This is a genomic window from Shewanella decolorationis S12 (genome assembly GCF_000485795.1).
GTDB classification, from domain to species: domain Bacteria; phylum Pseudomonadota; class Gammaproteobacteria; order Enterobacterales; family Shewanellaceae; genus Shewanella; species Shewanella decolorationis.
Map to the genome: position 1 here is coordinate 29,680 of NZ_AXZL01000070.1, position 19,679 is coordinate 49,358.

16 protein-coding genes are annotated in these 19,679 nt (G+C 47.9%); 2 read left to right on the forward strand and 14 right to left on the reverse strand.

The annotated features are described in order from the left end of the window. Nucleotides 1-21: 21 nt before the first annotated feature. The 13 genes from SHD_RS13770 to SHD_RS13830 all read right to left on the reverse strand — a co-directional run bounded on the left by SHD_RS13770 (nucleotide 22) and on the right by SHD_RS13830 (nucleotide 14,600). Nucleotides 22-1,035, reverse strand: coding sequence for an efflux RND transporter periplasmic adaptor subunit (locus tag SHD_RS13770; protein ID WP_023267676.1), 1,014 nt, complete (start codon nucleotides 1,033-1,035; stop codon nucleotides 22-24). Between the two features lie 187 nt (nucleotides 1,036-1,222). Continuing rightward, entirely contained in the window at nucleotides 1,223-1,939 is a 717-nt protein-coding gene (locus SHD_RS13775; RefSeq protein WP_023267678.1) for an SIMPL domain-containing protein, read from the reverse strand. A 157-nt stretch (nucleotides 1,940-2,096) separates the two neighbouring features. Further along, nucleotides 2,097-2,483, reverse strand: a complete 387-nt coding sequence (locus SHD_RS13780; RefSeq protein ID WP_023267679.1) for a VOC family protein — start codon at nucleotides 2,481-2,483, stop codon at nucleotides 2,097-2,099. A 98-nt stretch (nucleotides 2,484-2,581) separates the two neighbouring features. After that, on the reverse strand, nucleotides 2,582-3,898 hold the full coding sequence (locus SHD_RS13785) for an OmpP1/FadL family transporter (RefSeq protein WP_023267680.1): 1,317 nt from the start codon (nucleotides 3,896-3,898) through the stop codon (nucleotides 2,582-2,584). Between the two features lie 340 nt (nucleotides 3,899-4,238). Then, nucleotides 4,239-5,690 (reverse strand): sodium/proline symporter PutP, encoded by a 1,452-nt coding sequence (putP, locus tag SHD_RS13790; protein WP_023267681.1) that lies wholly within the window; start codon nucleotides 5,688-5,690, stop codon nucleotides 4,239-4,241. Nucleotides 5,691-5,848: 158 nt separating this feature from the next. Then, nucleotides 5,849-6,553 (reverse strand): DUF3379 domain-containing protein, encoded by a 705-nt coding sequence (locus tag SHD_RS13795; protein WP_023267682.1) that lies wholly within the window; start codon nucleotides 6,551-6,553, stop codon nucleotides 5,849-5,851. Next, entirely contained in the window at nucleotides 6,546-7,109 is a 564-nt protein-coding gene (locus SHD_RS13800; RefSeq protein WP_023267683.1) for a sigma-70 family RNA polymerase sigma factor, read from the reverse strand. Before SHD_RS13800 ends, SHD_RS13795 begins: the two co-directional genes overlap by 8 nt. A 93-nt stretch (nucleotides 7,110-7,202) precedes the next feature. After that, nucleotides 7,203-8,864, reverse strand: coding sequence for a BatD family protein (locus SHD_RS13805; protein ID WP_023267684.1), 1,662 nt, complete (start codon nucleotides 8,862-8,864; stop codon nucleotides 7,203-7,205). Next, a complete protein-coding gene (locus SHD_RS13810) occupies nucleotides 8,858-10,936 on the reverse strand; it encodes a vWA domain-containing protein (protein ID WP_023267685.1) in 2,079 nt (692 codons plus the stop codon). The genes SHD_RS13805 and SHD_RS13810 overlap by 7 nt, the downstream gene beginning before the upstream one ends. After that, entirely contained in the window at nucleotides 10,936-11,952 is a 1,017-nt protein-coding gene (locus tag SHD_RS13815) for a vWA domain-containing protein (protein WP_023267686.1), read from the reverse strand. The genes SHD_RS13810 and SHD_RS13815 overlap by 1 nt, the downstream gene beginning before the upstream one ends. After that, nucleotides 11,946-12,539 carry a DUF4381 domain-containing protein gene (locus SHD_RS13820; protein WP_023267687.1) on the reverse strand — a complete coding sequence of 198 codons (594 nt, stop codon included), beginning with the start codon at nucleotides 12,537-12,539 and terminating at the stop codon, nucleotides 11,946-11,948. The genes SHD_RS13815 and SHD_RS13820 overlap by 7 nt, the downstream gene beginning before the upstream one ends. A gap of 63 nt (nucleotides 12,540-12,602) precedes the next feature. Then, nucleotides 12,603-13,571: a DUF58 domain-containing protein gene (locus SHD_RS13825; protein WP_023267688.1), complete on the reverse strand. Its 969-nt coding sequence runs from the start codon at nucleotides 13,569-13,571 to the stop codon at nucleotides 12,603-12,605. Nucleotides 13,572-13,643: 72 nt separating this feature from the next. Beyond that, on the reverse strand, nucleotides 13,644-14,600 hold the full coding sequence (locus SHD_RS13830; protein ID WP_011622189.1) for an AAA family ATPase: 957 nt from the start codon (nucleotides 14,598-14,600) through the stop codon (nucleotides 13,644-13,646). Nucleotides 14,601-14,873: 273 nt separating this feature from the next. On the opposite strand from SHD_RS13830, the gene fadI reads away from it, so the two are divergent. Together fadI and fadJ are read left to right on the forward strand one after the other, a co-directional pair. Then, entirely contained in the window at nucleotides 14,874-16,184 is a 1,311-nt protein-coding gene (fadI, locus tag SHD_RS13835; protein ID WP_023267689.1) for an acetyl-CoA C-acyltransferase FadI, read from the forward strand. A 5-nt stretch (nucleotides 16,185-16,189) separates the two neighbouring features. Further along, nucleotides 16,190-18,319, forward strand: coding sequence for a fatty acid oxidation complex subunit alpha FadJ (fadJ, locus tag SHD_RS13840; RefSeq protein ID WP_039978451.1), 2,130 nt, complete (start codon nucleotides 16,190-16,192; stop codon nucleotides 18,317-18,319). Nucleotides 18,320-19,066: 747 nt separating this feature from the next. Here the strand turns inward: fadJ and SHD_RS13855 are convergent. Continuing rightward, complete coding sequence (locus tag SHD_RS13855) at nucleotides 19,067-19,645, reverse strand: hypothetical protein (protein WP_023267692.1); 579 nt, start codon at nucleotides 19,643-19,645, stop codon at nucleotides 19,067-19,069. Nucleotides 19,646-19,679 lie beyond the last annotated feature (34 nt).

Here is a 19,679-nt window from a genome sequence, read left to right on the forward strand (position 1 = left end):
AAATTGATATCGCTAGGGAATTTATTGCTTTTGCTCAAGCAACACTTGGTAAGCATCCATGGCGATAATATCTCCGGATTTAAGTCCTGCGAGTATTTCTACTTCACCATTGACAGGTTCTGATACTCGTACCTGAGTAAGCACAAATTGCTCACCTTTTTTCAGGTAAACGCTACTGAGTTCATTCATGGTGATTAGCGCTGAAGTCGGTAGTTGGATTTTTTCTCGCTCGCCATTTTTAAATAGTGCCTTGGCCCAAGTTCCGGGTTGCAAGTTGTGTTCATCTTTTGGCAGGTTAATCCGCACTTGATAGCTATGGCTAACGGGATCGGCAAAACTAAAGATGGTGAGATCCTTAGAGAGGATTTCACGACCATCATTTAAGCGGACTATAAATTCGGGGGCACTTTTTAGCTGTTGAATATAGCGCTGCGGCACTTGGGTGATGGCGCGCATTTGGCTGGGTGAAAAACCGGACAGTAGCGGTTGACCGACACTCACGGTTTCACCCAACTCAACTAAACGCTCGGTAACAATCCCGCTAAATGGGGCCGATACTACAGTATATTTAAGCGACTCAGTTGCCTTGATAACTCGGGCCTTAGCCGCACTCACGGCTTGTTCGGCGGCCTTGGCATTGGCGGTCGCTTCATCCATAGCGCCTTTCGAAATCGCGCCTTGGGGGAAGAGTTCTTTATAGCGTTTATATTGGGCCTGCGCCTCTACGTTTAGCGCGGTGGCTTTGGCGAGATCGGCCTCATAGCTTGCCAGTTCAGCGCCTTGCTCTTTACTGGTGATCTCGAGTAAGGCCGCACCTTCAGGTACGACATCATTGACATCGTAGTTGAGCTTAACAATTCGCCCTGAGGTTTGTGCTGATACAGTTGCCGCTTTTACAGCCTCAATATTGGCATCTAAAGTCACCCAATTCGCGTAGGGTTTGCTTATTACTTCGAGGGTTTCTAAAGAAGATGCCTGCGCTGTGAAGGCAGAAAATGCTAATAATGTGAACAGAGTACGTGAGATTGCAGCCATACTAAATCATCCCAAAAATAATTCATGAGTAAATTCTAATGGAGTTGGTTTCAATAGGCAATCAATATTTATTAGAAAAAATTAATGTAATCGATTTTACTAATATAGGGGAAAAGGCGAATGAATCTTCCCTTACATCAATCGCCATCGTCATCATTTTTAAGCCGCAATCAGAGCGGCTTAAATATCAGTCGTTTAAATAATAGGTCAGAGTTGAAACAATGCGAATTTGTTTTATATAAGGCGTGCTGCTGTCACGATCGGAAATCGTAAACTGGCCTTGGCTGGCACTCTTAATCTTGCCAAGGCGAGATTGTGAGTCCTTGGCAAACTTTTCGGCTACTTCTCGCGCATTTTGCGTCGCTTCCTGCACCATGGTGGGTTTGACATCATTGAGTGCCGTAAATAAAAACTCAGTGCGATTCTCATAGTCTTGGCTGGCGATAGCAATGCCTTCTTTAACTAAATTAATCATCTGCTTACGTGTACTTAGCATTAAGTCAATTTGCGAGGTATAGACGGAGAGATTAATCTTAGCCGAGTAACGATACCTTACATTGGGGTCGACATAGCCTTGGGCTTGACGATCTTCAATGGATGGCAATGACACCGTAATCTCACTGTCGCTAAATCCACGTTCTTTAAGGAAGGCGACCACTCTGTCGGTTTTTTGCTGCACTGTTTCATAGAGTTTAGGCAGATTGTTGTCGACTTCGGTGAAGTTAATCGGCCAGATAGCGATATTGGCTTTGACTTCTTTTTCGGCCAAGCCTTTAACCGTGACTGTGCGCTCTAAGGCTTTCATCTCTAATAATGCTGAGCTGGCACTTTGACCAAGATAGACCATACCAGCACATAAAAAACCGCCAAGTAATAATGCGGAGAGTAGATAATTTTTTTGCATAACAGATGCTCTCGATGGGATTCCTTAGGCTACCTTACTGCAATTATTCGGTTTTGTGCATAGGTAAAAATGAAAAGCGCAGCGCTTAATACTAAATGCTCAGCTGCCATACAGGATTGAAAATCTGTTGTTGCAAAAGTCGCATACTAAGAACAACTTAGTTGGCTGGTGGTATTGGGCTTGGCTGCCATAATTCCACTTTATTGCCATCGGGATCGATAAACCAACCGAAACGACCAAATTCAGAGTCTTCAATCTCCCCAATCTGTTCGCCACCACCTTGAGTGATTTGAATGAGTGCTTGCTCTAGATCATCGACAATGAAATTGAACATAAAGGTTTTATCAGTTGGTGCAAAATAGTTGGTGTTATGGTCGAATGGAGTCCATACATGGTAACCGGGTGTGGGTTTATCATTATGATAAAAAGCCGCGCCGCCCCAATTTTCAATGGGAATGTGTAGATGAGTTTTATACCAAGTTGCTAATGCAACAGGATCGGTGCTTTTAAAGAAAATACCACCAAGTCCAATGACTTTTGCCATAAGGGTGACATTGTGAGTGGAAGATGAATTAACTTTAGGCAATAAATTCGTAAGATACAAAAAAGCCGCAAAATTGCGGCTTTTTTGAGGATGAGAGCTTAGAACTGGTAGCTGTACTGTACTGAGTAGTACATACCTTTTGATTCGGTTACGGCGTTAACAGGGCCTGTGATAGCACTGTTTTCGATCAGGTGAACTTCTTCACCTTTAATGTACGCGATACCGAAATCAAGGGTGTTTTGTGGGTTGATGTGGTAGCTCATACCCGCTGTGTACCAGTTACGGTCAGAGTCTGGGAATGAAATTGAGCTGATTTCGTCCACAACGCCTTGGTCATGCATGTAACCCGCACGAACGGTGAATTGTTCGTTAATGGTGTAAGTACCACCTAAGCTGAATAACCATGAATCTTTCCATTGGTATTCTTTCAGTGCGACATCACCAGCTTGCAGTTGAGTACCCGCACCCGTTTGGCCTGGCATGATAGTGGCAACGCCATCTTTGGCAGTGATTTGATCAAAGTTGCCCCATTGGGTGTACTGCGCAGTGTAGTGCAGTGCAAACTTAGGCGTGATCTGATGGAAGCCTGCAACTTGGAAAATATCCGCTAACGGTACATCTAAGCTATCAAAGCTTGTAGCGAGCATCGTTTTTGAACCTAAACCAACAGCAGATAAATCTTTAGTGGTGATAGTATTGATGTCGCCTTTAACGTTAACCGTTGGGCTGAAACGGTAGCTGATACCGAAACGGTTATCTTTATCTAATTCAACAGTAGCACCCACGATACCGCCAAACGCCCAACCGTCAGCGTCTACGTCAACCAGAGGCGTAGTGCCCATATTGCGGGTTAAGCGGCCTTCGCCGTAGACGGCATCCAGACCCGCACCGATACTGAACATATCGTTGATGCGGTATGACACGCTGGCGTTGAAGTTAACTGTAGTGACTTCAGTTTCACCAAGTAGGTCATAAGGTGCTGGTGAGCCTGCCGGCAAATTCTTCGAAAGTGAGCTGGCATCGGTACCTGTGCCGAAGTTAGAGAATGCAGCAAAACCTACGGCTAACTTATCGTCAATTGGGTGAATGTAGAAAATGTTCGGGATAACTTTAGAGCTACCCGCATCGTCGATGCTGCCTAAGTCATAGGCGCCACCTGCAAAGTTCACGTCTTTAACGTCAACAGTAATATCGGCATAGGTTAGGCCAAAAGAGATTGCATCTTTATCGAATAATGCCATCGCTGCTGGGTTACGCGATAACACAGAAGCGTTATCGGCGATGACTGCGTCACCAGCAAAAGCACGGCCCATACCTGTGGCTGATTGGCTGTTTAATTGGAAACCCGAAGCGAAAGTTTGTGAGCTCGCCAGTGCAACGGCAACAGCAAGCAGCGTCTTGTTGAATGATTTCATTATTATTCTCTCATTATTTTGGTATTGGATTTTGTTCGGTCCTAGTCGCCGGAACAACGCGCAAATCCTTTTATAATCTTCGGCATGTTAGGGATTGTGTGTAACCTCAACAAGTCCGACCAGATGTAAAAATTGTTAAATAACAGTTAATTAAAACGTGATCGTACTTTAGGATGAGTGAATGGTCTGGCCAGATACTTGGTATCTATGGTTTTTATTTAAGGCGAGGGTTTTAATTAAGGTTAATTATTTGTAATGGGCGAAAGGTTAATTAAATTATACAAATTGTAAAAAGCGTACACTTGTACGCTTTTTACCTTCTCAGAAATAATTTCTGCTGTTACAACGAGGATTTAAACTGCTCAAATTCTGCGGTGATCGCTTCTGCTGGGCGAGACATCTTGCTCACAACAACCCCTGTGATAATAGCGAACACAAATCCTGGTAAGATTTCGTATAGGTCGAAAATGCCACCACTGAGCTGCTTCCATATCACCACGGTTAATGCGCCGACAATAATGGTCGCAATTGCACCGTTACGGCTGTATTGCTTCCAGAAGAGTGAAAGGAGCACCACTGGACCGAAGGCAGCGCCAAAACCTGCCCACGCATAGCTTACAAGACTCAATACACTGCTTTCAGGATTCAAGGCGATGATGCCCGCAATCACAGCAATGGCCAGTACACCCATACGACCTACCATCATCAGCTCGCGATCGTCGGCTTGAGGGCGCAACCATTTGCGATAAAAGTCTTCGGTGATGACGCTTGAACACACTAATAACTGTGAATCAATGGTACTCATGATGGCCGACAGAATTGCAGCGATCAGTAATCCGCCAATCCAAGGATTAAAGGCGGCTTGCGCTAAATGAATAAACACGGTTTCGGCATTGGCTAACGGTTGATTAGCAAAATACAGTGAACCTGCCAAACCAGTAGCTAAGGCGCCCATGAGGGATAAAATCATCCAGCTCATGGCGATACGGCGAGAAAGTGGTAATGCCTCGGCGCTGCCAATGGCCATAAAGCGCGACAAAATATGCGGTTGACCGAAGTAACCCAGTCCCCATGCGAGTAGTGATAGCAGACCGATCACAGTAGTTTTGTCGCTGATAAGTGCCAACATAGCTGGGTCGATAGACTCAATCCCCGCATGGCTCTCAGGGTGAGAAAACACTGCAAAGGGAATGATCAGCAAGGCTATCAGCATTAAGCAGCCTTGGAAAAAGTCGGTCCAACTCACGGCAAAAAAGCCGCCAATAAAGGTGTAACCAACAATGATGGCCGAACCTATTACTAAGGCAACGTTGTAATCTAAGCCGAAGACTTTTTCGAACAAAATGGCGCCGCCCACCATGCCTGAGGATGCATAGAAGGTGAAGAACACCAGAATCGTTACCGCAGAGACGAGTTTGAGGTAGCCCTGTTTATCGTGAAAACGTTTCTCGAAGAAGTCGGGCAGGGTGAGGGCGTTGTCCGCTAATTGGGTGTAAATGCGCAGACGTTTAGCCACAAACAACCAGTTAAGCCAAGCTCCGACCACTAAGCCAATGCCAATCCAGGCTTCGCCTAAGCCGCCTAAGTAAACGGCGCCAGGTAAACCTAAGAGTAACCAGCCTGACATATCGGAGGCACCCACGCTGAGCGCGGTTACGCCGGGGCCCATTTTACGGCCACCTAAAATATAATCATCAACAGTATCGGTGGCACGGTAAGCCCAAAATCCTATGCCCATCATCAATACTAAATAGCCAACAAATGTGATTAAAATCGGGGTTTCAATCGTCATATTGTCTTTGTCCCATCTTGTTATTATTAAAAGTGGCAAGCATGCTACCAGATGTTTGAGCAAGAACCCATTAGTAGATAAAGATGTGATCGAAATCCGACCTCCTAGCATGAGAAAAGATCGGAGGTCGGTATAAGAAAGGATTTGATATTAATAGGTTAGATAAAGGTGTTCTTGATTTCGTCTTTTACGAAGCTAAGGTCGGTCTTATCTTCACCCACAAGCAAAATGTATGCATCACCGGCCTCAAAGCCCATACCTTGGTATTTACCGTCGGCAAAGGTGTTGTCCAGCACCATGCGTTTTTCAATCGGCACAATAAACAGAGTGACTTTGCCTTTTTCAGCTTGAAGCACTAAATGCAGACTCTTAACCCCTTGAAAATCGCAGTAAGAGGTGTAGTAGACCTTACCGGGCTGCTCAGTAAATTTAGCGTTTCCTAGATTATTCATCGAGGCTAATTGCGCATTTACTTGGGTAAAATCGACATTCTGATCCACCTGCAAGGCCACACCTTCATGGTAAACATGGGCTAAGGCATGCTCGGCTAAATCTACTGGGCCTAAGCGCAATAAACTAAAGCTGATCCCTACAATAAAGGCAATGGACGCGGCCATGGCGACTAAAAAGCCCGTTTGACGGCGCTGCTTATGGTGCTGCTGTAGTTGTTGGCGCAGAATGAGTTTATCTGCGAGATCCTCAGGCACATCCACTTTTAAAGCATTGATAAGTTTGGTATCTAAGCGTTTAAGCTCAGCAACAAATGCTTGGTTTTCTGCGCTTTCTTGCATTTGCGCAACAAACTCAGGATCTTGATTATGAGGATCTTCATAAGCTTGACGTCTAAATTTAAGCTCATCCATTGGATTGGCCTCTTACCTCAGTTTTCTCAAGTAATTCTTTCAATTGGTTCCTCGCCCGAAATAACCGCGTCATCACGGTATTACGATTTAGTTCCAATAGTTGGGCGATTTCATCCCCACTAAAACCACCAATCAATTGCAGTAATAAGGGTTCCCGATATTCAATATCCAGCTTAGCGATTTGTCGCCTCAACCAATATTGCTCAGTTTGCTCTTCCGTGCTGGAGGCGATGTGATCTTCTAAACTCTCTTGCTCGACATCGGCGTAATCGAATTGTTTGCGCTCGAATCGACGGGCATTTTCGCGCCTCAGAATCGTGATCAGCCAAGCCTTCGCCGCTTTATCATCCTGTAGGGAATCTAAAGAGCGCCATGCCCGCAAGAAGGTTTCTTGGGTTATATCCTCTGCCACCTGCTTATCGCCGCATAACCAAAAGGCATATCGGAAGATATCGGCGTGCAGCGCCTTGACTAGGCTGTTGTATCGTCGTTGTTTGCTCAGCATGTCAGAAGAGACCGCAGGCTCGACGGATTTCTTTCGCCAGTTAGCAAACATTTTTTCGATATTTTATTTTTATTTTACGATTCAAAAGATTACACCTTATTCATTCGATTAAGCCGTGCGTCGTTTTGATTTATCCGTCTGTGTTTAGCCATTGGGATTCAGCGGTTGCAATGGCGTGGATTGCTGCGCCATAGGGTGTAGCTTGCCGCTTTTAACCGCGCTTAACAATGCTTTTACAGCGCTTTCGAGTTGGGCGTCGCTATTGGCTTTGCCGCCGTAGGCCAAGGCTTGTAGCTGACGAATCGCCTCTGCTAACTCGCTCGACTGCGCCGCAATTTTATCGAGCGTCATGGGCCGAGCGGCCTGTTCACTACAGTATTGCTGCAATTGCTGCAAAATATCACTGACATTGCCTTTAGCGCAGGCTTGCTCTAAGCCCTTAAGGCCAGAGCCAAGAGCGAGCGGTTGTGATGCGACTTGTGTATTGACCGTTACTTGGCGCTTAAGCGCGCGGCGCCAAGCGACAAAGGTAATCGCCCAAGCAACTAATGTCACTAGCCACAGTAGGGCAAACAGATTAGCACTCCAACTGCCTTCATTATTGGCACTGATATTTGCTTGCCAGTTGGGTTCGATCGGCGCATCGACCACGGCGCCACCTTTTACTTGAATGGTACGGGCGGGCAGGGTTGCCATTTCTTGGCGTTTAAGATGCGGATTCCACCAAGGCACTTTCACTTCGGGCAAGGTAAAAGTGCCCGCCTTACTGGGGACGATAGCCGAGGTAATACTGTATTGGGACACTATCTGCGCATCGCGCACAAAGCTCTGGCGCTGGGGTTTTTCGGGATAGGATTTAAGCTCCGGCGGCAGATTTTGCGTGATATCCGGCAGGCTATTCTCATCGGCATTGGAGGCCAATAAGGTGAGCGTGCGGGTAATAGGGCTTCCGACGGTAAACTCTTTTACATCCTCAGGAAAACTCTCTTTTAATACCACTAAGTCGGCCACAAGCCATTGGCCTTGGAAGCTAGTTGGCGCAGGTTCGACTTGGATGCTTAAGGAGGGCGCGCCGGCTTGCATTGGGCGGCTCTCGTTAAAGCCAAACATGCCGCCACGGCGTTGGGATTCCACTAATACATCGCCAGAAAAGGTCGCGCCTTTGATATTTACTTGGCCGGGTAAATCGGGAATGATGCCATAGGTGCGTTCAATCACGCGGTAACGGCGGCCTTCGATGATCTCTGAGCCGTCTTTATCTTCGCCGATTTGCTTAATTTGTGCGCCTTCGATAATGGGGGCATTGAGTACACCCCGTTGCAGTTCGACCGCAAGATAGAGCTTCACTTTGTAGGTGATAAGCTGGCCGACGTAGGCCTCATCGGTCGAGACTTTGGCATCGATAAACAGATTCTTGGCCTGCTCAGGTTGTGCGCCCGCTTCGACGACCTTGAGGGGGATTTCGGCGGAGCTGACGCCATCAATGCTAAAGGATGGAATAGTCAGTTGGCCCTTTTGTTTTGGGGCTAGCAGTACTTGCCAGCGTGTCTCTTTAACCGCATCGAAGTTCATTATCTGGGTGCTACGACTCACGCTGGTGCGACCCACGATAAAATCCTTAAGCAGGATAGAGGTATCGAGTTTACCTGTGTCGACCTCATCATCGGCACTCACATTGAGCACAAAGTACTCTCCCTCCATCACCGGATTGCGATCGACCGACGCCTCGAGTTTGCTCAGGGCAAAGGCGGGCTGAATGACCGCGATGCAAAGCGTGAGGAGGATAAAAAATTGTCTGATCACCACTGTTCGTTATCCCTTGATATTTGGCCATTTTGACGGCGTTTTTGATATTCGAGTTGCATCTTGTTACGCAGCAACACCTGTGGATCTTCACTCACGCCCCGCAGTGCTCGCTGCATCTCCGCGGGCAAAGGCTCGCTGTTGCTCGGCGGCGCTTCAACAGACTCAACAGCGGTATCTGGGTTGTTATCCGCCTGTGACTGTTTCTCTTTATCCGCTTTTTGCGCTACGGCCTGTTGCTGTTCTTGCTCGGCTTTGGACTTATCATCCTCGACCTTTGCCTGCATTTTGGCCTCGTTGCTGGCTGGATCTTCTTTATCTTCTGCATTGTTATCGGCGCGGTTTTGCTGATTGGCTTGTTGCTCGGCTTGCTGTTGTTCCTGCAGTTCATCTTGCTGATCTTGCTGATCTTGCTTGGCCTTATCATCACTCGCTTGCTGTTTATCCTGTTCGCCTTGCTGAGGATTATTCTGCTCGGATGAAGCCTCTTGCTCCTGCGCCGGTTTGTCGTCCGCTTGGTCAGGATAATTTTGCTGTTGGGACTGCTGCTCTTGAGACTGCTGTTGAGCTTGGTCGTTTTGCGAGGATTGTTGATCTCCCTGCTGACCCTGCTGGCTTTGTCCCTGCTGCTGATCGTTCTGATTCTGTCCCTGTTGGTTTTGATCGCCTTGAGACTGCTTATCTTGATTGTCAGCATTTTGCTGCGATTGTTGCTGGTTCAGCAATTTCTCTGCTAGCTCAAGGTTGGCTTTGGCCTGTGGGAAATCGGGCTGCTTGTCGAGTGCGGCCTGATAACGCTCCTTGGCTTTATCGGGTTTACCAAGTTGCATCAGCGCGTTGCCTTGATTGTACAGGCCATTAGCAGAGCTATCTTGCTCAAAGTTTTTTAGCGCCTGTTCGTACTCGCCCGCCTTGTACTGCGCCGCGCCTTGCCATTGGGGCGTCTCGAATTTTTGAGCGGCATTGGCGTAATCCTCGGCTTGATAGGCCTGCATCGCCTGTTGATCTTTGGTGTGCCAGAGCGAGTCCCAAGCACTAGCATGGGCATTCTGTGGGGCTGCACCGAGCAATAGACCAGCTAATCCCATCAGCAGCCAGTTGGCGAGCATGCCTTGCCTAAAGCTCAGCAGGGCAGGGATGATTAAAAGTAAGGCGAGGTAAGGGCCGAGATCCTGCCAGGTTTCCCCATCGAGATCCGTGGCCTTGGCATCGCCACTGTCGCTTAACCAATGTTGCAACTGCACTAGATCCTGACCATCGGCCCGATTGGGGATCATGATGCCATTATGGTTATCGGCTAATTTTTGCAGTAAGCCAAAGTCGGTTTTGGCGACAACCACTTCATTGCTGCTGTCCCGCTGTAATTGGCCATCGGGTAAACGGATTGGCGCGCCTTGAGGGCTACCAAATCCCATAATAGCAAGGCGATATTGGCTACCAGCTAAGGCCGAGTTAGCCTCATCGAATTGCCTCGGAGTGATGCCATCTGTCATCACAATAATATCGCCGCGCAGATGCCCGCCCTGTGCCAGTAGATTCTTGGCTTGGGTTAGAGCCGCCGCTAGGTTTGAGCCCAACACAGGCATAATCTCTGGGCTTAAAGTGGGCAATAAATTAAGCAGCGTACCCGTATCTCGGGTGAGTGGGCTTATAGTAAAGGCATCGCCAGCGAAGGCAATCAGGCCAGTTTCGCCTTCTTTTAAGCCGCGGAGCAAATCTGTCGCTCGAAACTTGGTTTGGGTTAAGCGGTTGGGCGCCAGATCGGTGGCAAACATGGAGACTGACATGTCCATCACCAACACTCGGCCTTGCTCGGCTGCAAAAACGGGCAAGGTTTGCTTATTGAGGGCCGGCCCCGCTAAGGCCAAGGTGGCAATGACCCAAGTGAAAGCCAAGATATGCAGTGGTCGACGGGATTTTTGCGTGCCCTCTGTGACCAATATTTTGGCCAAGTGCGGCGCAATATAGCGGTTCCAGGCGCTATTACTCTGGTGTTGACGCCATAGCGCCCACAGGATGATGGTGAGTGGCAACAGGGCGAGTAACCATTCTGGACGAATAAAATGCAGGCTCATTAACGAACATCCCCCCGTGGTGTTGCTGATGGAACAGGGTTTTTAGTCCGCGAAAACAGCGATAACTGACCTAAGGCTATCCAAATGCTGGTGAGTAGCGCGAGGGCGAGCGGCCAATAGAATAGCTCCGCTTGAGGACGATAGCTGAGTTGATCGCGGCTCACGGGCTCAAGCTTGTCAATTTCTTGATAAATCTGTTCCAGCTCTTGGCTGTTACGGGCGCGGAAATAGCGGCCATGGGTAACATCGGCAATATGCTTGAGTTGGTTTTCATCGAGATCCATCGACGGATTGACTCGCTCACGACCAAACAGGGTGCGTCTTTCCATAACATCGGCACCCACGCCAACGGTATAAATTGTCACTTTGCGATTAGCGGCGATTTGGGCCGCTTGCTCAGGATCGATATTACCGGCGTTATTTGAGCCGTCAGTCAATAAAATCAATACTCTGTTACTCTCATCCATCTTATCGAAGCGCTTGACCGCAAGCGCAATCGACTCGCCGATCGCCGTTTGTTTACCGACAAGGCCTATCTGCGCCTCCTTTAAAAACTGGGCGACAGAGCGTCTATCTTGAGTGAGTGGTGCCTGTAGATAGGCGTGATCGGCAAATAAAATCAAACCGATACGATCGCCTTTGCGACGTTCAATAAACTCACTAACCACGTGTTGGATCAGGGTAAAACGGTCGACCACTTTGCCGTTAATCACCATATCTTCAATCTGCATACTGCCGGATAAATCCACCGCCAGCATCAGATCTCGCCCTTGGCTTGGTAGTTCAATCGGATCGCCAAGCCATTGTGGTCGGGCGATAGCAAGCACTAACAAGCTCCACATCAACCAATAACGTTTGCGACTTTGGTGGCTGTGGTTCGTGATATTGGCTTTGCCAGTTTGACTAATACCGGGCAATTGCAGGCGGCCACCTTCGGCTTGCACCGTTTGGCGACGCCAAAAAATAAAAGGTAAAGGCAGTAAAATCAATGCCAAAGGCCATGCGACTGTTAACATTGCTCCTCCGCAGGCTTAGCTGGAACCGATGTTACTGCTGCTGACGTACTCGGGTTTTGGTTTGCAGCAGTGTGCATTATCGGCGTGCTTAATTTGGCTTTTGAAGCAAACCAGCTGCGGGCGAGGGCCTGTAACTCAAGGGCCTCCTCGGCGCTGAGTGGTTTAGCCTGGTGGCGTTTATCCAATAAAGGCCCAATGCGGCCGCGCTGCTTTGTGGGCAAATGACTATCTAACCAAGTTGCCCACGCGGGGCCGTCGAGTTTGGCTATCATTTCCCTTGGCAGATAACTTAAGGCGGTGCGCTTTAACAGCTGATTCACGTCAGAGGGATACTGGTTCGAATGAGGATCAAGTGCTGCAAATAAGCCTTGGGCGGCTTTTTTAGGCGCTAAGTAGGCGGCTCGTTTTTTGAGCCAAAGAATTGTGGCAATCAACAAAACTAACAGGATAGCGAGTGCTAACCAATAACCTATTGCCCATGGCCAAGCCCCAATCGGGTCGGGGAGAATAATATCTTGTAAATCCGCCAAAGCGGGATTTGGCGTGGCTGCCTTATCCAAGGCTGGATTTAGAGTTTGTGGGTTCACGCTTTGGACTCACTTATGCTTTATGTTGCACTGTCTACTATTACTCACTTATTTGCCGTGCTGTTATTGCAGTAAGGCTAACTGTTGCGCAAGGGGTAAACCCGCGTCGATAAATTGGGTACGCACCTTTAGCTTCTGCATCATGGCGATAAAGTCATTCTGCTGCTGTTGTTGCAGCCCAAGCCATGCTTGATAACTGTCGCGAGTCAGCACTCGATCTTGGTCTCCTTCGCGAACGGGCAAACTAAACTGCTTGGGTAAGTTGAGGTTGCCCTGCCTGAGTGGGTCGGTCACCAGATAAGCGCCAATATCACAATGGCGTTTAAGTTCTGTCAGCGGCGCGATACATTGCGGCGTAAAATGGCTGCCATCTGTGATAATCCAAATCAATGAGCCCGGTTTCGCGATACGTTGCAAGCGCTGGCAGGCACGCAGGATATGGTCTGGATCCCTTGGATGAGTGCCGAGCTGATTGAGTTGTTGCTCGTGCACTCGGCGCAATCCTGAAATGAGCTGCAATATCCCTTGGCGGCGACTGCGGGGTTTTAACTCTAGATGCTCAGATTCGCAGGCGATTAAGGCGCCGAGTCTGTCACCGTGGTTGATGGCATTCCAACCTAGCGTGGTCGCTAAATGTCCCGCTTGTACCGACTGTAATAATAAACTCGAGCCAAAATACAGGCTCTGGCTTAAATCGAGCAGCAGTAGGATAGGGCGCTCGCGCTCCTCAATAAATAACTTAGTGTGGGTTTGCCCAGTGCGGGCGGTCACGCGCCAATCTATGGTGCGAACATCGTCGCCCTGTTGATAGTGACGCACTTCGGCAAATTCCATCCCGCGGCCTTTGATTAAACTGCTGCGATGCCCCGCCATATTGGCACGTGCCCGGCTGTGACGCTCAGGAATAGCCCGCGCAATCGTCTGGCAGGCGAGCAGTTCTTTCTCGGTTAAATGCAGCCCGTCGGCAAATAATGGCAAGCCATGTAGATTGCCATCACTGTGTTGGGATGCGTTTAGCGCACTGTTATTCATTCAAAGCTACTCATACAAAGCGATTCATTTACCTAGGATTTATCAGCCCGTGTATTCAGACCTGCCATGCGATTAAGGGACGGCCACCTGAGTCAGAATATGGTTGATCACTTGGTCGCGGCTGACACCTTCGGCCTGCGCTTGATAGCTCAGCAGCAGTCTGTGCCTTAACACATTGGGCGCAACGGCTTGAATATCTTCGGGAGAGACAAAATCGCGCTCGTGTAACCAGGCTCTGGCGCGGGCGCAGCGTTCCAATGAAATCGTCGCGCGAGGGCTCACACCGTACTCTAACCATTTTGCCAGCTCGTCGCTGTAACGCGCGGGTTGTCGGGTCGCCATAATGATTTCGACTATGTATTTCTCTAGCGGTTCGGCCAGATAAATTTCCATCGCTTCATCACGGGCGGCAAAAATATCGGCCTGGGCTATTGGCTCCGCTGTCGGCAGCTCATGGGTGAGCGCTTCTTGACGGGATTGGCGCAGAATTTCGATTTCAGTGTCGCCGCTTGGGTAATCTAAATTCAGGTGCATTAAAAAGCGGTCGAGCTGGGCTTCGGGCAGCGGATAAGTGCCTTCGTTTTCTAAGGGGTTTTGTGTCGCCATCACGAGGAAGAGTGGCGGCAATTTATAACTGTTTTTCCCAACAGTCACTTGACCTTCGGCCATGGCCTCTAATAACGCCGACTGCACCTTAGCGGGGGCGCGGTTGATTTCATCGGCGAGGATCAGGTTATGGAAAATCGGGCCCGCCTCAAATTCAAAGGTACCAGTTTGGGAGCGATAGATATCCGTACCCGTAAGGTCGGCGGGCAGTAGGTCAGGGGTAAATTGGATCCGGTGAAAATCCCCTTCCACACCGTCGCAGAGGGCTTTAACTGCACGGGTTTTAGCAAGACCTGGTGGGCCTTCTACTAATAAATGGCCATTGGCAATGAGGGCAATCAGCAGGTTTTCGGTCAAAACTGGCTGCCCTAAAACAACCTTATTTAGGTAAGTGCGTAATGCGTGGAAGCGACTCAAAGGCATGATGCTACTCGTTTTTTAGGTTGAAAATATCGATTGAAAATACGTGTGTGGGCTTAAGACCACGAATATGGTAAAGAATTCCCTAAGGGTTTGGCTAGTGTTAAAAAAACAAACAGGTGTTTAAAACTTGCTGACAAGAAGTTAGAATCAGATCACACTTTAATGGTCAGACCTGTTATTGGGCTTTTTTGGTGCCAAACAGCAGGGCAAACATGGAAATCGATAGCGCCGCCTGAAATCTCTCAGCGATAGCGCACATAAAGAGGGTGACAAATGAGTGATAGACAACAGGTAACTAACGCAAAGGGTGAGCGTATCGCCATTGTGGCGGGCTTAAGAACGCCATTTGCGAAACAGGCGACCGCATTCCACGGTGTGTCGGCGCTCGATATGGGCAAAATGGTAGTTAACGAGATGCTGGCCCGTAGCGAACTGGATCCTAAGTTGATTGAGCAACTGGTGTATGGTCAGGTGGTACAAATGCCTGCGGCACCGAACATTGCCCGTGAAATCGTGTTAGGGACTGGCATGGATGTGTCAACCGATGCCTACAGCGTGACCCGCGCCTGTGCGACCAGTTTCCAATCCGCGGTGAATGTGGCCGAGTCAATCATGACGGGCAATATTGAGATTGGTATTGCTGGCGGCGCCGACTCTTCTTCTGTATTACCTATCGGTGTGTCTAAAAAGCTCGCCCATGCCTTAGTCGATCTGAATAAAGCCCGCAGTTTTGGTCAAAAATTACAGATTTTCCGCCGTTTAGGCATCAAAGATTTATTGCCAGTGCCGCCTGCTGTTGCCGAGTATTCTACGGGATTGTCTATGGGACAAACCGCTGAGCAAATGGCCAAGACGTATAATATCAGCCGCGCCGACCAAGATGCGCTGGCACACCGCTCCCACACGTTGGCGAGTGAAACCTGGGCTTCGGGTCATCTGCGTGATGAAGTGATGGTGGCCCATGTCCCACCCTACAAACAGTTTATCGAGCGCGATAATAACATTCGTGAAAACTCTGATTTAGCCTCTTACGCCAAACTGCGTCCCGCTTTCGATAGAAAGCATGGTAGCGTGACTGCCGCGAACAGTACGCCGCTGACCGATGGTGCCTCGGCGATCATTTTGATGAGTGAAGGTCGCGCTAAAGCCTTGGGTTATCAACCTATTGGGTATATTAAGAGCTACGCATTTACCGCGATTGATGTGTGGCAAGACATGTTGATGGGGCCATCCTATGCAACGCCATTGGCATTAAAACGCGCTGGCATGGAATTAGAAGATTTAACCCTTATTGAAATGCACGAAGCCTTTGCGGCACAAACCTTAGCTAACATGCAAATGTTTGCCTCCAAAAAATTTGCCGAAGAAAAATTAGGGCGCAATCGTGCCATTGGTGAAATAGATATGAGCAAATTTAACGTGCTCGGTGGTTCTTTAGCTTACGGCCATCCTTTTGCGGCTACAGGTACGCGTTTAATCACTCAAGTTTGTCGTGAGCTTAAACGTCGTGGCGGCGGAACGGGCTTGGCAACGGCCTGTGCTGCGGGTGGTTTAGGGGCTGCAATGATTGTGGAAGTGGAGTAATGGCGATGGAAAAGACATTTAATTTAACCCGCCGTGAAGACGGTATCGCCATTCTAACAATGGACGTACCCGGCGAAACCATGAATACCCTCAAGGCAGAATTTGGCCCTGAGATAAGTGAGATCCTGTCTGAGATTAAAGGCGATAACAGTATCCGTGGCCTAGTGCTGATTTCGGGTAAAAAAGACTCCTTCGTAGCAGGGGCGGATATCTCTATGCTCGATGCGTGCCAAACGGCCGGTGATGCGAAAGCCTTATCCCAGCAAGGGCATGTGGTGTTTAACGAGTTAGAAGCCTTGAATATCCCTGTGGTTGCAGCTATTCATGGTGCCTGTTTAGGAGGCGGTCTAGAATTGGCGCTAGCCTGTCATCTACGTGTGTGTAGTGATGATGGCAAGACCATGTTGGGTGTACCCGAAGTGCAACTCGGTTTATTACCCGGTGGCGGCGGTACTCAGCGTTTACCTCGTTTAGTGGGGATCACTACTGCACTAGATATGATGTTGACGGGTAAACAAATTCGTCCGAAACAAGCGTTAAAGATGGGCTTAGTTAACGATGTGGTGCCACAAACGATTTTGCTGCAAACCGCAGTGGAGATGGCGCTCGCGGGTAAGCGCACGGCGAAACCGGTTAAAAAATCGCTGGTTAATCAATTACTCGAAGGCACAGGGTTTGGTCGCAATATTATTTTCGATCAAGCCATCAAGCAAGTCGCTAAGAAAACCCAAGGTAACTACCCCGCGCCTGCAAAGATTATTGATTGCGTGCGCCAAGGTATGGCGAAGGGAATGCAGAAAGGGCTTGAGGTGGAAGCCAGCCATTTTGCTGAGCTGGTGGTATCGAAAGAATCTGAGGCGCTGCGCAGTATTTTCTTTGCTACCACAGAGATGAAGAAAGAAACTGGCGCCGAAGGGGCGACACCACGTAAAGTCAAAAAAGCGGTGATTTTAGGTGGTGGTTTGATGGGCGGTGGTATTGCTTCGGTCACGACGACTAAGGCTAAAATTCCTGCGCGGGTAAAAGACATTAACGAAAAGGGCTTAAGCAATGCGCTTTCCTACGCCTATAAGTTATTGGATAAAGGTGTTAAACGTCGTCATATGACGCCGGCCGTTCGTGACAATTTAATGGCACTGATGACAACGACAACCGAATATAAAGGCGTTAAGGATGCTGACATTGTTGTTGAAGCCGTGTTTGAGGATTTAGCGCTTAAACATCAGATGGTTAAAGATATTGAGCGTGAATGCGGTGAGCACACGATTTTTGCATCTAACACCTCATCTTTACCCATTGGCCAAATTGCACAAGCGGCCAGCCGTCCTGAAAATGTGATTGGCTTACATTATTTCTCACCAGTAGAAAAAATGCCGCTGGTGGAAGTGATTGCCCATGCGAAAACGTCTCCAGAGACGATTGCCACCACAGTGGCCTTTGCCCGCAAACAGGGTAAAACGCCAATCGTAGTACAAGACGGTGCCGGCTTTTATGTTAACCGTATCCTCGCGCTTTATATGAACGAAGCAGCACAATTACTGCTGGAAGGGCAGAGTATTGAGCACCTAGACAAAGCCTTAGTGAAGTTCGGTTTCCCCGTCGGCCCTATCACTTTGCTCGATGAAGTGGGTATCGATGTCGGTGCTAAAATCGCTCCAATCCTTGAAAAAGAACTGGGTGAGCGCTTTAAAGCTCCAGCAGCCTTCGATAAGTTACTGAGCGATGATAGAAAAGGCCGTAAAAATGGCAAAGGTTTCTATCAATATGCTGCTGGCAATAAAGCGTCGAGCAAGAAGAAAGCCGTAGATGAAAGTGTTTACGCAGTGCTTGGCATCAAGCCTGGTATGGACAAAGACTTAAGTGCAGTGGCGGAGCGTTGTGTCGTGCAAATGCTCAATGAAGCAGTACGTTGTTTAGATGACGGCATTATCGCTTCATCGCGCGATGGTGATATTGGTGCCATCTTCGGTATTGGTTTCCCACCATTCTTAGGTGGCCCATTCCACTATATTGATACCCTAGGTGCCGATAACTTAGTCAACATACTGGAACGTTATCAAGCCCAATACGGCGACCGATTTGAGCCATGTCCACGTCTTAAGGCAATGGCGGCAGAAAAGACACGTTTCTTCTAAGCGCTTAATATAACCTGGTTAAAAAAGCGGCAAATCTATGCCGCTTTTTTATTGCCTCAAGGCTAATTTTTGCCTAAAAAATGTTCACACATGTTTGAGTGATCTTGTATCATGGCGTGCCTATTTACGGCAGTTGTGCCGTAATACCCTAAATTTAGATGTTGATTAGTGCTGATAAATAGCCTCGTTTAGAGTTTATTTGTATTGAGAACTGCTATTTTTTGATTTGCACATAATGACTTAGTCGATGAAGAGGTTGCTGTGGGATTAATGTTTTATGTGATTTTCGTCTTGTCAGTGAGTTGTTCCTGGTGTTTTGGCGTTGCGGCTTTTAGAATCGGACTTTCTGTAACCTATTGGGCTGTAATGGGATTTATACTGGGACCCTTAGCGTTTCCACTGTTTTCTTCCCATAAACGTATTGCATTAAGCAGAGTTCGCCAGACTTCTGAATGTAGTCTAACCGCTTAATATTGTTATTATTTGTTGTAATGGGGTAAATAACAAAGGGAGCATCAAGCTCCCTTTGTTATTGGCCTAGGCCTCGCGCTAGCAAAATAGCTCTAGTCCCTTTGAACTGCATATTTCCGCTTTAAGGGGGAAATTAATTCCACCAACCCTTTGCTGGGATCACTTCAAGGTGGTTTAAGCCTTCTGGTAATTTTACTTTTTTACGAACAGGCTTTGCGAAACCAAGTGCTTTTTTGATTGAATTTAACATTGACACTCTCCTTCACCTGATTAATGTTATGCGATTTCTGCGTTAATGAACTTAACGCATGCATGTCCAGCGACTTCAAATGACTTGAATTTGACTGCAGGATGTCCAGCGACTTCAAATGACTTGAATTTGACTGCAGGATGTCCAGCGACTTCAAATGGCTTGAATTTAACTGCAGGATGTCCCGCAACTTCAACGGATTTAAATTTGACTGCAGGATGCCCAGCGACTTCAAATGGCTTGAATTTAACTGCAGGATGTCCCGCAACTTCAGCGGATTTAAATTTCACTGCAGGATGTCCAGCGACTTCAAATGGCTTGAATTTCACTGCAGGATGTCCAGCGACTTCAAAGGGCTTGAATTTGACAGCTGGATGTCCCGCAACCTCAACTGATTTAAATTTCACAGCGGGATGTCCAGCGACTTCAAAGGATTTGAATTTCACATATGGAGAACCAGCAACTTCTTGATTAACTTCTTTAGTCGCTTCAGATGATACAACAGTTTGAGATTGCTTATTCTCTATAGTTGTTTCAATTGCTAATGAGGTTGTTGCAAAGCCGATGGTAGACAGTAACGCAGCTGCGGTTAGAATTCCTTTCATTATTTTATCTCTCAGGGTAGTTGATAATATTTAT

Excerpts from the sequence above, each read along its gene's own strand:
- SHD_RS13810 (WP_023267685.1), bottom strand. The coding sequence starts at position 10,936 with ATGAGCCTGCATTTTATTCGTCCAGAATGGTTACTCGCCCTGTTGCCA.
- SHD_RS13855 (WP_023267692.1), bottom strand. The coding sequence starts at position 19,645 with ATGAAAGGAATTCTAACCGCAGCTGCGTTACTGTCTACCATCGGCTTT.
- putP (WP_023267681.1), bottom strand. The coding sequence starts at position 5,690 with ATGACGATTGAAACCCCGATTTTAATCACATTTGTTGGCTATTTAGTA.
- SHD_RS13780 (WP_023267679.1), bottom strand. The coding sequence starts at position 2,483 with ATGGCAAAAGTCATTGGACTTGGTGGTATTTTCTTTAAAAGCACCGAT.
- SHD_RS13770 (WP_023267676.1), bottom strand. The coding sequence starts at position 1,035 with ATGGCTGCAATCTCACGTACTCTGTTCACATTATTAGCATTTTCTGCC.
- fadJ (WP_039978451.1), top strand. The coding sequence starts at position 16,190 with ATGGAAAAGACATTTAATTTAACCCGCCGTGAAGACGGTATCGCCATT.
- SHD_RS13775 (WP_023267678.1), bottom strand. The coding sequence starts at position 1,939 with ATGCAAAAAAATTATCTACTCTCCGCATTATTACTTGGCGGTTTTTTA.
- SHD_RS13800 (WP_023267683.1), bottom strand. The coding sequence starts at position 7,109 with ATGTTTGCTAACTGGCGAAAGAAATCCGTCGAGCCTGCGGTCTCTTCT.
- SHD_RS13825 (WP_023267688.1), bottom strand. The coding sequence starts at position 13,571 with ATGAATAACAGTGCGCTAAACGCATCCCAACACAGTGATGGCAATCTA.
- SHD_RS13815 (WP_023267686.1), bottom strand. The coding sequence starts at position 11,952 with ATGTTAACAGTCGCATGGCCTTTGGCATTGATTTTACTGCCTTTACCT.
- SHD_RS13785 (WP_023267680.1), bottom strand. The coding sequence starts at position 3,898 with ATGAAATCATTCAACAAGACGCTGCTTGCTGTTGCCGTTGCACTGGCG.
- SHD_RS13830 (WP_011622189.1), bottom strand. The coding sequence starts at position 14,600 with ATGCCTTTGAGTCGCTTCCACGCATTACGCACTTACCTAAATAAGGTT.
- SHD_RS13795 (WP_023267682.1), bottom strand. The coding sequence starts at position 6,553 with ATGGATGAGCTTAAATTTAGACGTCAAGCTTATGAAGATCCTCATAAT.
- fadI (WP_023267689.1), top strand. The coding sequence starts at position 14,874 with ATGAGTGATAGACAACAGGTAACTAACGCAAAGGGTGAGCGTATCGCC.